This is a genomic window from Microbacterium sp. LMC-P-041 (assembly GCF_030209555.1).
Classification (GTDB): Bacteria; Actinomycetota; Actinomycetes; order Actinomycetales; family Microbacteriaceae; genus Microbacterium.
This window is the reverse complement of record NZ_JARVRV010000003.1, coordinates 1-14,446: the sequence shown is the minus strand read 5'-3', so window position 1 is coordinate 14,446 and position 14,446 is coordinate 1. Positions and strand designations below refer to the sequence as shown.

10 protein-coding genes, 1 pseudogene and 1 riboswitch are annotated in these 14,446 nt (G+C 68.7%); of the genes and pseudogenes, 2 read left to right on the top strand and 9 right to left on the bottom strand.

What is annotated here, in order from left to right:
- Position 1 precedes the first annotated feature (1 nt).
- From QRN21_RS05840 to QRN21_RS05820, 5 genes are all read right to left on the bottom strand, one after another.
- On the bottom strand, positions 2–1,285 hold the full coding sequence (locus QRN21_RS05840; protein ID WP_285363391.1) for a hemolysin family protein: 1,284 nt from the start codon (positions 1,283–1,285) through the stop codon (positions 2–4).
- 94 nt (positions 1,286–1,379) lie between these two features.
- A complete protein-coding gene (locus tag QRN21_RS05835) occupies positions 1,380–2,420 on the bottom strand; it encodes a TerC family protein (RefSeq protein ID WP_053099269.1) in 1,041 nt (346 codons plus the stop codon).
- A gap of 235 nt (positions 2,421–2,655) precedes the next feature.
- Entirely contained in the window at positions 2,656–3,453 is a 798-nt protein-coding gene (locus QRN21_RS05830; RefSeq protein WP_056280476.1) for an energy-coupling factor transporter transmembrane component T family protein, read from the bottom strand.
- On the bottom strand, positions 3,450–4,910 hold the full coding sequence (locus QRN21_RS05825) for an ABC transporter ATP-binding protein (RefSeq protein ID WP_285363390.1): 1,461 nt from the start codon (positions 4,908–4,910) through the stop codon (positions 3,450–3,452). The genes QRN21_RS05830 and QRN21_RS05825 overlap by 4 nt, the downstream gene beginning before the upstream one ends.
- Positions 4,907–5,563: an ECF transporter S component gene (locus QRN21_RS05820; RefSeq protein WP_053097984.1), complete on the bottom strand. Its 657-nt coding sequence runs from the start codon at positions 5,561–5,563 to the stop codon at positions 4,907–4,909. Before QRN21_RS05820 ends, QRN21_RS05825 begins: the two co-directional genes overlap by 4 nt.
- A riboswitch (TPP riboswitch) is annotated at positions 5,557–5,666 on the bottom strand. It overlaps the preceding gene by 7 nt.
- 83 nt (positions 5,667–5,749) lie before the next feature.
- On the opposite strand from QRN21_RS05820, the gene QRN21_RS05815 reads away from it, so the two are divergent.
- Complete coding sequence (locus tag QRN21_RS05815) at positions 5,750–7,213, top strand: D-alanyl-D-alanine carboxypeptidase family protein (RefSeq protein ID WP_285363389.1); 1,464 nt, start codon at positions 5,750–5,752, stop codon at positions 7,211–7,213.
- 132 nt (positions 7,214–7,345) lie between these two features.
- On the opposite strand, the gene QRN21_RS05810 is transcribed toward QRN21_RS05815, so the two are convergent.
- The 3 genes from QRN21_RS05810 to QRN21_RS05800 all read right to left on the bottom strand — a co-directional run bounded on the left by QRN21_RS05810 (position 7,346) and on the right by QRN21_RS05800 (position 12,578).
- The gene (locus QRN21_RS05810) at positions 7,346–9,592 is read right to left on the bottom strand and encodes an ABC transporter ATP-binding protein (protein WP_187250639.1); all 2,247 of its coding nucleotides are present in this window, start codon (positions 9,590–9,592) and stop codon (positions 7,346–7,348) included.
- The gene (locus QRN21_RS05805) at positions 9,589–11,316 is read right to left on the bottom strand and encodes an ABC transporter ATP-binding protein (protein WP_285363388.1); all 1,728 of its coding nucleotides are present in this window, start codon (positions 11,314–11,316) and stop codon (positions 9,589–9,591) included. Before QRN21_RS05805 ends, QRN21_RS05810 begins: the two co-directional genes overlap by 4 nt.
- Positions 11,317–11,516: 200 nt before the next feature.
- A complete protein-coding gene (locus QRN21_RS05800; protein ID WP_285363387.1) occupies positions 11,517–12,578 on the bottom strand; it encodes an enoyl-CoA hydratase/isomerase family protein in 1,062 nt (353 codons plus the stop codon).
- On the opposite strand from QRN21_RS05800, the pseudogene QRN21_RS18000 reads away from it, so the two are divergent.
- Positions 12,472–13,500, top strand: a pseudogene (locus QRN21_RS18000) (ATP-binding cassette domain-containing protein); the annotation flags it as partial. The gene QRN21_RS05800 and the pseudogene QRN21_RS18000 sit on opposite strands and share 107 nt — an antisense overlap.
- A gap of 745 nt (positions 13,501–14,245) precedes the next feature.
- Here QRN21_RS18000 and QRN21_RS17995 read toward each other — a convergent pair.
- The coding region (locus tag QRN21_RS17995; RefSeq protein WP_350223949.1) for a pentapeptide repeat-containing protein at positions 14,246–14,446 on the bottom strand (201 nt) is incomplete at its 5' end.

Below are 14,446 nucleotides of genomic sequence, written 5' to 3'. Positions count from 1 at the left end.
CTCAGTCGGTCGGCGAGGCGTCCTCGTGCACGGCCACTCGGATCTCCGAGATCCGGCGACGATCGACGGCCGTCACGCGGATCGTCGCACCGGGCACCTCGACCGAATCACCGACCACCGCGAGGCGGCCGAGCATCTCGGTGACGAAGCCCGCGACCGTGTCCGATGCGCCACGGGGAAGCGCGATCCCGGTGATCTCGGCGAAGTCCTGCAGATTGAGGCGGCCGTCGAGTGCGCCGCCGGCGTCCGGCATCCGGTCTTCCGTGTCGTATTCGTCGAAGATCTCGCCCACGACCTCTTCGACGAGGTCCTCGAGCGTCACGATGCCGTCGGTGCCGCCGTACTCGTCGACCACGACGGCGATCTGGTGACCGGCCGCCCGCATGCGGGTCAGGGTGGGAAGCACGCCCGCGGTCGAGGGCACGTACTCGACGGGACGCATGAGTCCGAGCACCGCGCGCGTCGCGTCGTCGGCGGCGGCCTCGAAGAGGTCGCGCACGTGCACGAAGCCCACGATGTCGTCGAGCGAGGCGTCGATCACCGGGTACCGCGAGAACGGCAGCTCGCGCACGTCCGCGATGGCCTCGGCGAGCGTCGCGGCGCCGTCGAGCGCGACGACCTCGGGACGGGGCCGCATGACCTCGCTCACCTGACGTCCGCGCAGCGACAGCACGTCGTCGAGGATGCGTCGCTCGTCGTCGGGGAGGCTCTGATGCGTCGCGACGATGTCGCGCAGCTCCTCCTCGCTGAGCTCGTCCGCCGCCTTGTGCGGGTCGCCGCCCAGCAGACGCACGACCGCATTCGTCGACACCGACAGCAGCCAGATGACCGGCCTCATGACCACGGCGAAGCCGTCGAGCACCGGCGCGACGGCATACGCGAACTGGGCGTTGCGCTGGATGGCGAGCCGCTTGGGCACGAGCTCGCCGAGCACGAGCGACAGGTAGGCGATCACGAGCGTCAGCAGCACGGTCGAGAGGGTGAGAGCCAGCGGAGCGGCGACCCCGAGGCTCTCGAGCAGAGGCGCGACCGACGGGGCGATCGAGGTCGCACCGTAGGCGGCCGAGGCGAAGCCGGCGACCGTCACGCCGATCTGCACCGCCGAGAGGAAGGTGTTCGGGTTGCGAGCGAGGCTCGCGACCTTCTCGCCTCGTCTGCCACGAGCAGCGATCGCATTGATCTGACTCTCACGCAACGTGACGAGGGCCATCTCCGTCGCGGCGAACACGCCGCCGACGAGGACGAACACGAACACCAGAGCGATGTTCACCGCGAGGTCGCCCATCAGCGGGCCACCTCACCAGGTGCGGGGGTGCCCGAGGTCATTCGGGCGCCGGGTCTGTCGGGGTCTGCGGACGCGTCGGAGCGGCGCGACTGGTTCACGAGTGTTCCTTCTGGGTGTCGGTGGTGAGCGGTGCAGAGCTGGACGGATCAGGAGTGTCGAGCGCGTCGCGCTTGTCGTCGCGTCGGGTCTTCATGAGGCTCGCGACGGTGGCGACGGCGATCGTCGCGCCGATGAAGACGAGCGAGAACCAGATCGGGATCTCAGGCGCCCACAGCATCGGCTCTCCGCCGTTGATGAACGGAAGCTCGTTGACGTGCATCGCGTGCAGCACGAGCTTGACGCCGATGAACGCGAGGATGACCGCGAGGCCCTGCGCGAGGTACACGAGGCGCTGCAGCAGGCCGCCGATGAGGAAGTACAGCTGGCGCAGGCCCATGAGGGCGAAGGCGTTGGCCGTGAAGACGATGTAGGCCTCTTCGGTCAGGCCGTAGATGGCGGGGATCGAGTCGACCGCGAAGATCAGGTCGACGAAGCCAATCGCGATGATCACGAGGAACATCGGCGTGAAGAATCGCTTGCCGTCGCGCTGCACGGTCAGACGGTCGCCGTTGTACTCGTCGCTCACCGGCAGGATACGGCGCACGAAGCGCATGAATCGGCCGTTGGCCGGGTTGTGGTCGCCCTGTGCGAACGCCTGGCGGTAGGCCAGGAACAGCAGCAGCGCACCGAAGAGGTAGAAGATCCAGGAGAAGTTCTCGATCAGCGTGGCGCCGAGCGCGATGAATCCACCGCGCATGATGAGCGCGATGACGATGCCGATCATCAGCACCTTCTGCTGATAGATGCGCGGCACGGCGAAGCCGGTCATCACGATGAGGAAGACGAAGAGGTTGTCGATCGACAGCGCCTTCTCGGTCAGGTACCCGGCGAAGTACTCACCGCCGTACGTCCAGCCCGACACGGTGCCGATGCCAACGCCGAACAGCAGGGCCAGACCGATGTAGAACGCCGACCAGCGGGCGGACTCGCCGATGGTGGGCTCATGGGGCTTTCGCACGTGGGCGAAGAACTCGTACACGAAGAAGGCGATCGTGACGGCGATCGTGATGATCCACACGAGGGGGGTGATGTTCAAGGAGGTCTCCAGAAGACGAGGCGTGACGAGGTCGACGCCAAGGTCTTCTCCATCCTCGAGAACGAAGACCGGGGACCCGGGATGCAGGGACATCCGTAATGACGAGCCGCCCGTGGTGGAGTACTCCCCTTGGGTTCACTCGATGCTAGCGAATACATCGGCATTCCAGCTATGAGAAAGCTGAGTGGATGCTGCCAGGTCCGGTGGTTCGGGCGGGCGTCCGGTCGTGGGCTCGTCAGGCGGTCGGGCCGAGGATGAAGTTCCACGCACCCGTGAGCACCGCCGCCGCGATCGCCACCGCCGGGATCACCGCCGCGACGATGACCAGCGCCGTGTCGCGTCGGTCCCACCTCGACTCCCGCGCCCACGAACGCGGTGCCGCACCGCCGAAGCCGCGAGCCTCCATGGCCGTCGCCAGCGACGATCCACGACGGATCGCCAGCACGAACAGCGCGAACGCCATACCGAGCGCACGACGGACCCGCCCCTCGTCGGCCACCCCGCGCGCACGCCGCGCGAGAGAGAGCGCCCGCCAGTCGTCGACGAGCAGGCCCAGCATCCGCATCCCCGCGAGCGCGCCGACGACGAATCGCGCCGGCAGCCTCACCCGCTGCGCCAGGTCGTCGGCGAGGTCGGTGGGGTCGACCGTGATGAAGAGCACCACCGCGGGGAGTCCGATCGCGAGCACGCGCACGGCGGTCGCCGCAGCGAGCGCGAGCGACCCGTCACTGATGCGCATGACGAGCCACTCGACATGCACGGTGCCGCTGGTCGCGCCGTAGAGAGCGATCGTGACCGCGCTGAGCGGCGCCGCGATCCACAGCACCGCGGTGCGGGTCCAGAACTCCTTCGCGCGCAGGCCTGCGAGCACGAGCAGAGGGATCTCGAGCAGCAGGGCGACGGATGCCGACACCACGTCGATCGTCAGCACGAGGGGCAGGGCGATGAGGAGCGCCGCGATGAGTTTCGCGAGGGCCGAGCGCGGGGCGATCGGACCGGATCGTTCGACCCGGGCGGTCAGCGGATCGATCATCGTCCCACCTCGATGCGCCGAGCGTGCAGAGCCTCGAGCACGGCCTCGTCATGACTGATCGCCACGATCGCCGTGCCCTCGTCGCGCAGACGTGCGATCAGGCCGACGAGTTCGGCCCAGGTCGTCGCATCCTGCCCGAAGGTGGGCTCGTCGAGCACCAGCATCCGGGGCCGCGTGGCGAGGGCGGCGGCGACCGTGAGCCGCCGCTTCTCTCCGCCCGACAGCGTGTAGGGATTGGCTGCGGCGAGCGAGGTGAGCCGCAGTCTTTCGAGCAGGTCGTCGACTCGGGAGGCGATCTCGGCGTCCGGCAGCTTCAGCGCCCGCGGCCCGACCGACAGCTCGTCGCGCACGGTCTTGGCGAGCAGCTGGTGCTCGGGCGTCTGCATGACCGACGCGATGCGCGTGAGCAGGGCGCGCGACGACCAGTGGATGGGATCGGGCTTCTCTCCGGCGGCGAGGGGCGGCAGAGCGGCGACCCGACCTTCTTCGGCCGGGATCAATCCCGCGAGCGTGAGCCCGAGCGTCGATTTGCCTGCGCCGTTCGCGCCGGTGACCCCGAGCACCTCTCCGGCACGCACATCGACGTCGAACGGACCGGCGACGGCGAGCCCGCGCCTGCGAGACACGGTGAGACCACGGGCCTCCAGCAGCGTCGCTCCCGGCCGCTGCGCCGGTGCGGGCGGGACGGCGGGCGGGTGCCCGGGAACCCAGACACCGGATGCCGCGAGCTCCGCGCCCCGAGCGCCGAGGACCGCGTCCGGGCTGCCGTCGGCGAGCACGACCGTTCCATCGGGCTCGGCGCCGAGCACGATCACCCGGGTCACGAGCGGCAGCCAGATGTCGATGCGATGCTCGATGACCACGAGGGTCGCACTCGTCGCATCGAGGGCGGCGGCCACGGCATCCCGTACGTCCCGCACCCCCTCGGGGTCGAGGTTCGCCGTCGGTTCGTCGAGCAGGATGGCACCCGGTCGCATCGCGAGCACGCCGGCGAGGGCGAGGCGCTGCTTCTGGCCGCCCGACAGCGCGGCCGTGGATCGATCGAGGGCGACGTCGAGCTCTACGGCGTCCAGCGCCGCGCGCACCCGCTGCCAGATCTCGTCTCGGGGTACGCCGAGGTTCTCGCAGCCGAAGGCGACGTCGTCGCCGACCCTCGCGAGGATCGTCTGCGTATCGGGATCCTGCAGGACCATCCCGACCCGTCCCCGGGCATCGGTGGGCGGCACGCCGTCGACGAGCAGCGCACCGTGCGTCTCGCCCTCATCCGCACCGCCGAGCACCCCGCCGAACCCCTGGAGCAGCGTCGACTTGCCCGAGCCGGAGGCGCCGAGCAGCAGCACCCGCTCCCCCGGCTCGATGCGCAGGTCGACGTCGCGCACCGCCCAGCGCCGTCGCGTCGCGTACCGCCACCCCCAGCCACGGGCTTCGAGGGTGGCGGGCCTCGTGAGCGAGCTCACACCCGTGCGGTGACCTCGCGGCCGGCGGCGAACCGGCTGAGGGCGCCCGTGGCGGCGAGTCCTCGGGCGATCAGCCACGCCCCGAGCCCGGCGATGACCGCACCCGAGATGGTCGTCGAGACGATGTAGACGCTCGTGAAGAGCGTGTCGGCGCCGGCGTACCAGAGGATGCGGTCGTTGATGCCGCAGGCGAGACCCGCACCGGCACCAGCCAGCATCGCGACAGGCAGCCGCCAGACGCCGTACAGGAAGATCAGGAACACCAGCTCTGCGCCGAGACCCTGTACGAGGCCCGAGACGATCGTGAGCGGGCCCCACGCGTTGCCGACGAGTGCTGAGATGATCGCGGCGACCAGCTCGGTGTACAGAGCGGCACCGGGCTTGCGGATGATCAGACCGCCGAGCACTCCGGCGATCAGCCAGGGGCCGGCGAGCAGGCCCTGAACACCGGGGAGCAGCGGCGTCAGGATGCTGCTCGGCACCTCGTAGCCGACGTTCCAGAGCAGGAAGATCATCGCGCATGCGACGGCGATGACACTCGCCACGACGATGTCGACGACCCGCCAGCGCCAGAGCTGCGGGCGACCGAGGCCCGTCGACGACTGCGTGGCCGATGCCGATCCCGTGGTGGATCCGGACGTGGATGTACTCATCTGTGACTCCTCCCTGCGCTGGCATGACCCAGATCAGGTTCGACGGTCGAAGCGCGATTCGCTCCCTCTCAGCCCGGCTCGCCGGACTCCCGTGGTTGTACCCACGATCTTACCCAGAGGCGACACCCCGCGTCCTCTCCCGATGCAGCGACACGGATCCCCGCACGAGTTCGGTACCGTGAGGAGGTGACCGCTCCCGATTCCGCCGAGGCCACCGCCTCCGCCGTTCCTGCGGATGACGACGTCTCTGCGATCTTCACCCCTGAGGCGATTCCCCCCGCGCAGTGGGCGGAGGAAGACAGCGGCGGCACTCCCCTGACGTGGGTCGACCCGGTCGACGTGGCCCAGCACCCGGCGACCGACGCGCTCGATGACGCGCCGGCCGTGGAGAGCGGCGGTGCGCTGCTGACCGGAGCACACCTGCGCCCGGCGATCGCCCGGCCCGGCGTGCTGGTGCCGCTCGGCGTCCTCGTCGGCTTGCTCGGCACCTACGCCGGATCGGCCATGCTGTGGCCGTTGCACGAGGTCGCGCCGACGGTTCAGGCCGTCGAGCTCGCCCCCGTCGCAGCGCCCGCTGCCGCGATCACCTTCCCTGCCCAGGGGAGCGCTGCCGTGGGGATCGGCGGCATCGGCACGACGTCGTCGTCGCTCGACGCTGCCGCGATCGCAAGCGTCACCAAGGTCGTCTCGAGCTTGATGGTGCTCGAGCGGATGCCCCTCGCCGTGGGCGAGCAGGGCCCCGAGTTCTCGTTCACGCGAGCCGACAACCTGGCCTACTGGGACTACCGCCGCTCCGACCAGTCCGCGCTCGACGTGCCCGTGGGCGGCACTCTCACCGAGTTCCAGCTCCTCCAGGGAACGCTGCTCGGATCGGCCAACAACTACATCGACCGGCTCTCCGCGGAGATCTGGGGTTCCCCGTCGTCGTTCACCGCCGCAGCAGCTGTGTGGCTGCGCGACCGTGGTCTCGACGACATCACGATCATCACTCCGTCGGGCTTCGACGACCGCAACCGGGCCACACCCGAGTCGCTCGTCGCGTTGGCCGAGATCGCGATGCAGAACCCCGTCTTCGCCGGCATCGTCGGAACTCCGTCGGTCGATCTTCCGGGTGCGGGCACGGTGGTGAACACGAACGGGATGCTGGCGGACCCCGGCGTCGTCGGCGTCAAGACCGGCACGCTCGGCGACAGCTGGAACCTGTTGACCGCGAAGGTCGTCACTGTCGACGACACGACTGTGCATCTGTACGCGTCGGTTCTCGGTCAGGCCGACGACGCGCAGCGCCTCACGGAGACCCGTTCGCTGTTCACGCAGGTCGAGACGGCGCTGGAGCAACAGACTCCCGCCGTCGCCGAGGGCACGGTCGTCGGCAGCGTCACCACGGCGTGGGGCGCGAGCACCGATGTCGTCACGGATGCGGATGCCGATGTGGTTCTGTGGAACGGCGCCGTCGCCGAGGCCTCGACGGACTTCTCACTCGGCGACAACCGCGAAGCGGGCGACGAGGTCGGCACGATGACGAGCGTCGGGCCGTTGAACACGGTGACGACGTCGCTGTCGCTCGCCGACGATGTCGATGGCCCGAGCCCGTGGTGGCGGCTGACCCACCCCCTCGAACTCCTCGGCATCACGGCCGACCAGCGCTGACGCGTCGTCCCTCCAGCGAAAGCTCGGCGGACGCAGAACGCCTCGCCGCCCGGGATTCGGGAGGCGAGGCGTTCTGTCACTTCAGGGGCTCTGTCGCTTCAGGCGCTCTGGCGCTTCAGGCGCTCTGGCGCTTCAGGCGCGTGAGGAGCCTCCGGCATCCGGCCGTTCGACCACTGCCTGCGCGGCCGCTGCCTCGGCGGCGGGAGTCTGCGCCCCCACCGAGACGCCGACCTGTGCCGACGCAGCCGCGTCTTCGGCGTCGCCGCTCATGACGACCGGAGTCGAGCCGGTGAGCGCGTCCTCTGCGTCGATGTCGGTCGCCGCCTGTTCGAACTGCGACTGGTAGAGGCGCCAGTAGGCGCCCTGCGCGGCGATGAGCTCGTCGTGCGTGCCCTTCTCGACGATGTCTCCGTGCTCCATCACGAGGATGAGGTCGGCATCGCGGATGGTCGACAGGCGGTGCGCGATCACGAACGAGGTGCGTCCCTGTCGAAGCGCCGCCATCGCGTGCTGCAGCAGCAGCTCGGTGCGGGTGTCGACCGCCGACGTGGCCTCATCGAGGATCAGGATCGACGGCTGGGCCACGAACGCTCGCGCGATCGTGATCAGCTGACGCTCGCCCGCCGAGACGTTCGACGCGTCTTCGTCGAGCACGGTGTCGTAGCCCTCGGGGAGGGCATGCACGAAGCGATCCACATAGGTCGCCTTCGCCGCTTCGAGAACCTCGTCGTCGGTCGCGGTCGAGCGTCCGTACCGGATGTTCTCGCGGATGCTCCCGGCGAACAGCCACGGGTCCTGCAGGACCATGCCGGTGCGAGAGCGCAGCTGGTCACGCGTGACCTCGGAGATGTCCTGACCGTCGAGCAGGATGCGCCCGCCGTTCAGTTCGTAGAACCGCATGATGAGGTTGACGAGAGTGGTCTTGCCCGCTCCCGTCGGACCGACGATCGCGACCGTCTGACCAGGCTCGACCCGGAACGAGAGGTCGGTGATCAGCGGACGGTCGGGAGTGTACGAGAACGCGACGTTCTCGAACTCCACGACGCCCTTGCCGTCGGCGAGCTTCGGAGCATCCGCGTCGTCCGCTTCCTGCTCTTCGGTGTCGAGGAGCTCGAACACCCGCTCGGCCGATGCCGTGCCGGACTGCACGACGGCCGCCATCCCACCGAGCTCGGACAGCGGCTGCGTGAACTGCTGCGAGTACTGGATGAACGCCTGCACGTCTCCGAGACGCAGCTGCCCGTTGGCGACCATGAGACCGCCGAGCACCGCGATGCCCACGTAGGTGAGGCTGCCGACGAAGGTCATCGCCGGCATGATGATGCCGGAGAGGAACTGCGCCTTGAAGCTGGCCTGGAACAGCTCCTCGTTCTCGCCCTGGAACTTCTCCAGCGCGTCCTGCTCGCGACCGAAGACCTTGACCAGCGCGTGACCGGAGAAGGCCTCTTCGACGCGAGCGTTCAGACGGCCGACCTTGCGCCACTGCGTGCCGAAGGCCTTCTGCGAGCGAGGGCCGATGACGCCGAAGATCACACCCATGAGCGGGAGCGCCACGAGCGCGACGAGAGCGAGCTGCCAGGAGATCGAGAACATCAGGACCAGCACGCCCACGACCGTGAGCACGGCCGTGATCGCGCCGGACAGCGACTGCTGCATGGTCTGGGTGATGTTGTCGATGTCGTTGGTCACGCGCGAGATCAGATCACCGCGCTGCACCTTGTCGAAGTACGACAGGGGCAGACGGTTGATCTTCGCCTCGACCTGCTCGCGCAGACGCCACATGGTGCGGACCATGATGACGTTGATGACGTAACCCTGGATCCAGCTGAGGAAGGCGGCGGTGACATAGATCGCCAGCACGGCGATGATGATCCACCGCAGCGCGTCGAAGTCGACACCGTCACCGACACGGAAGGCGCCGAGGGCCTCGACCTGGTTGGCGAAGTCGTCCTGCCCTCCCTGGCGGAGTGCCGCGACGACATCGTCCTGCGGAGTGCCGGCGGGGAACCCGGGGAAGTCCCCGTTCGCCTGCGCGAGCTGCACGGAGATGAAGCCCTTGTAGATGAGGTTCGTGGCCTCACCGAGCACCTTCGGCGCCGCGACCGTGAGCACGACGCCGACGGCGCCGGCGATCGACACCAGGATGAACCAGACGGCCGACGGCTTGAGCAGCCCGATCATCCGGCTGAAGCTCTTGCCGAAGTTGTCGGCCTTTCCGGGAGCGACGCTGTCCCAGCCGCCGCCGTCCTGGCGCGCCTTCTCGGCGAGCTCGGCCTCGTACTTCTCTTCGTCTGTCAGCTCCGGCTCGACCGCAGTGGTCGTGTCCGCCGCCTTGGCCGCGCGACCGCGGCGGGTCCGGGGAGCGTCCTGCTCGCTCATGCGTCCACCCCCAGCTGCGACTCGACGATCTCTCGGTAGGTCGTGCTGGTCTCGAGAAGCTCCTCGTGCGTGCCGACGCCGACCATGGTGCCCCCTTCGAGGACGACGATGCGGTCCGCATCGGTGATGGATGAGACGCGCTGCGCGACCACGATCTTGGTCACGTGCGGCAGTTCACGCCACAGCGCCTGCCTCAGCCGGGCGTCGGTGGTGAGGTCGAGCGCGGAGAACGAGTCGTCGAAGACCAGGATCTGCGGTTGACGGACGATCGCGCGGGCGATCGCCAGGCGCTGACGCTGACCGCCCGAGACGTTGGTGCCGCCCTGGGTGATCCTCGAGTCGAGCCCCTGGGGCATCTCCTCGACGAAGTCGCGTCCCTGAGCGATCTCCAGCGCATGCCAGAGCTCTTCGTCGGTCGCGTCCTCGCGGCCGTACCGGAGGTTCGAGGCCACGGTTCCGGTGAAGAGGAACGGACGCTGCGGAACGAGGCCGATGGTCGCCCACAGCGACTCGACGTCGGCATCGCGCACATCGGCGCCGCCGACGAAGACGGCTCCGCCGGAGACGTCGAAGAGTCGTGGGATCAACGACACGAGGGTCGTCTTGCCGGCACCGGTCGATCCGACGATCGCCACCGTCTCGCCGGGCTCGGCCGCGAAGCTGATGCCCTTGAGAACGGGAGAGTCGGCGCCCGGGTAGGTGAACTCGACGCCGTCGAAGGCGACCGAACCGGGTGTCGGGAAGTCGGTCACGCCGTCGGCCGGCCGCCCCATGCTCGACTGCGTCTCGAGGACCTCGCCGATGCGCTCGGCCGACACTGCCGCGCGCGGGATCATGATCGCCATGAAGCTGGCCATGATGACGCCGCCCATGATCTGGCCGATGTACTGCATGAAGGCGAAGATCGTGCCGACCTGCACCGTGCCGCTGTTGACCTCGATGCCGCCGAACCACACGACCGCCACGATCGTGACGTTGAGGATGAGCATGAACAGCGGGAACAGCAGGACGAACAGCGAGCCGACCTTGCGGCCGACGACCATGATGTCGGTGTTGGCACCGCGGAAGCGCTCTTCTTCGATGCCCTCTCGGACGAAGGCACGGACCACGCGCACGCCGGTGAGCTGCTCGCGCAGCACGCGGTTCACGGTGTCGAGCTTGCCCTGGTAGCTGCGGAACAGCGGAACCATGCGGCTGACGACGAGACCGGCGACGATCAGCAGCAGCGGGACGGACACGGCGATGAGCCAGCTCAGGCCGATGTTCGTCTGCACGGCGAAGATGATGCCGCCGATCGCGAGCAGCGGCGCGGTGACGAGCATCGTCGCGCCCATCATCGCGAGCATCTGCACCTGCTGCACGTCGTTCGTGTTGCGGGTGATGAGCGAGCCGGCGCCGAACTGCGACACCTCTCGCTCGGAGAATCCGCTGACCTTGGCGAAGACGTCGGCACGGATGTCGCGCCCCGCACCCATCGACGCGCGAGCCGCGAAGTAGGTCGCGATGACCGACGCGATGATCTGGCCGAGCGAGACGGCGAGCATGAAGAGCCCGGTGCGCCAGATGTAGGCGGTGTCGGACTGGGCCACGCCCTTGTTGATGATGTCTTCGTTCAGGCGCGGGAGGTAGAGGGTGGCCAGAGCGCTGGCGAATTGGAACACCAGCACGGCGACGAGCAGCCACTTATAGCGGGCGAGATAACGGAGGAGGATTTTTCCCAGCACAGGCGGACTTTCTAGGAAGGATGAATCGGCGGATCTCCCGACGGGCGGACGCAGGCCGACGATCGCGCACATGCAAGGGTGGCACGAACTCCGGACATTCGTATCCCCCTGTGGGCGGACCTTCGCTCACAGCGAACCATTTCGGGCGCGGCCAGCGGTTTATGCACCGCGGCGAACAACCGCGGATATATCGAAATGCTCTAGAAGAGGGGGTCTTCGGGCGTGAAGTGTCGAGCGTCGGCGCCGGGGTCTGCAGGCAGTTCGGAGATCGTCGCCGGGTTCCACTTCGGATTGCGGTCCTTGTCGATCAGCTGCGCCCGGATCCCCTCCACGAGGTCGGGATGCCGCAGGACGAACCACATGACGCGGCGGTACTCACCCTCCAGGGCGGCACGCAGGTTCGGCAGCGCACGTGCTTCCCGCACGGCGTCGAGCGTGACGGCCAGCCCGGTGGGCGCCAGGCTCTCGAGCAGATCCGCGGTCGCCGCGGCATCCGGGGCCTCGTCCGCGCGCAGCCGCGACACGATCTCCGCGACCGTGTCGGCGGAGAACGCGTGGTCGATCCATCCCCGAGAGGCCGGAAGCGTCGACGGATCGGGAGTCTCGTCGAACAGCAGCACGATCTCGGCCGGTCCTGTCGGATCGGCACGATACGCGAGCGCCTCGCGCAGCGCGTCGAGGCGATCGGAGGGCACGAAATGGTCGGCGAAGCCGAGCAGTACGGCGTCCGCTCCGTCCATCGACGCCCCCGTGAGCCCGAAGTACTCGCCGAACCGCCCAGGGGCGCGTGACAGCAGCCACGTGCCGCCCACGTCGGGCGTGAAGCCGATCCGCGTCTCCGGCATCGCGAGCTTCGATCGCTCGGTCACGATGCGGATGGCCGCGTGGCCCGACAGTCCGACGCCTCCGCCCATCGTGATGCCGTCGGCGACGGTGACCACGGGCTTCGAGTACTCGGCGATCATCGCGTTCAGCGCGTACTCTGCGCGGAAGAACTCCGCCGTCTCATCGGATCGGCCCTCCACGATCTGCGCGTGCAGTCCCCGCACATCGCCGCCGGCGCACATGCCTCGGTCGCCTTCGCCGTCGATCAGCACGATCTGCACATCGGTGTCGTACCGCCACCGCTCCAGCGTGCGCGTGATCTCCTGCACCATGCCGAAGTCGAGCGCGTTGATCGCTTCCGGTCGGTTCAGGGTCAGCCTGCCGAGGGCTCCCTCGGTACGGACGAGGACCCGGGAAGCGGCGCTGGATTCGGTCACGATTGCCAGGCTACCCGGTGGATTGAGCCTTGCATCCGGCCGTGTCTGTACGGTAAATGCACGATCCGGCGGCTTTTCCGGCAGGATAGACAGAACTGCCCACTGCAACGAGAGGTCGCAGATGCCCGACGGACAGGTGCTCGAGTTCACGCACGTCACGAAGCGGTTCAACGACGTGACGGCGGTGTCCGACTTCTCCGCGCGGGTCGAGCCCGGCGTCGTGACCGCTTTCCTCGGCCCGAACGGCGCCGGAAAGACCACCACGCTGCGCATCCTCCTCGGTCAGGTGCGCGCCACGAGCGGCACCGCCACGATCGGCGGAGTCGCACATCCTGAATTGCGTCACCCGCTGCGCACCATCGGCTCCGTCCTCGAGGAGACCGCCTACCGCCCGCGGCGTTCGGCAGCCCGCCAGCTGACCATCGCGGCCAAGGCCAACGGCATCCCGCTCTCGCGTGTCGACGAGGTACTCTCTCTGGTCGGGCTCGAGCACGAAGCGGAAGGACGCATCGGCAGCTTCTCGCTCGGGATGCGGCAGCGGCTGAGCGTCGCGCACGCGCTGCTGGGCGACCCTGGCGCGCTCGTCTTCGACGAGCCGGCGAACGGGCTCGACCCCGAGGGCATCCGGTGGATTCGCCTCCTCTTGCGCCGCCTCGCCGATGAGGGCCGCACGGTTCTCGTCTCCTCACACGTGCTGAGCGAGATCGAACAGGTCGCAGACCACGTGCTCGTGCTCTCGAAGGGCCAGCTGGTCCTCTCGAGCGGCATCGAGAAGCTGGCCGACCCGTCCGCCGGATCCGTGGTCGTCGACGCCGAGGATCGCGCCGCCCTGAAGGCGGCGCTCTCGGCCGCCGGCCTCGAGGTCGAGGTGCTCCGCTCGGGTCTCACGGTCCGCGGCAGCAACGCCGGCGCCGTCGGCGCCATCGCCGCATCGGCCGGCATCGCTCTGGCGACCCTGGTGCAGCGCGGCCCGACGCTCGAAGACGTCTTCATCGAGCTCGTGCGCGGCGGGAGACTCGCCCGGCAGGCCATCACGGCTGCACCGGTCATCGAGTCGGAGACGCCGGTCGCGGATGCGACGGCGCCGCTCGCGGCGGTCCCTGCTGCGTCCGACGCTCAGGACGTGTCCGGTCCGAGTGCCCCCGATTCTGCTGCGTCCGATGCCGACGCGTCCGAAGCCGACTCGTCCGATTCCGACTCGTCCGATTCCGACGCCGAACGCGCGGAGGCCGATGCGGCCGACGTCGAGGCTGACGCCGCCGCGGATGCAGCGGATGCGGCTCGCGACATCGAGTACGCCGCGGCGGAGCTCGGCTACGCAGCGGACGCCTCGGATGCGAACGACGCCGAGGATGCGGCTGATGTGGCCTCCGACGCCGCGCATGCGGGCGGTGACGAGGTCTCCGGCGACGACGACTCGACGGGGGAATCGACCGAGCACGAGACCCCGGCCGAGGAGCAGCCTCAGCCCTCCTTCGACGACATCCTCTTCGGCACGACCCCTGTCGATGCTCCCACCGATCCCGATGTGCCCTCGGCGGCCGAGAGCGGCGCGGAGGAGCACTCCGGCGTCGAGTTCTTCGGCGAGGCGCACGACTCCGAAGACGCGTCGGAGTCGTCGGATGACGTCGCCGCGCCGTCTGACGATGACCCCCGATCCGCGGCCGTCACCTCGATGCTCGCTGCAGCAGCGCGCGCGTACTACGAGGACGAGCCGAAGGACTATCCGCTCGGAGACGCCGACGCATCAGCCGACGCGCAGGCAGCGTCGGATGCCGAAGGTGAGCACCACGAAGGTGAGCACCACGAGGGTGAGCACCACGAAGGTGAGCACCACGAAGGTGAGCACCACGAAGGTGAGCACCACG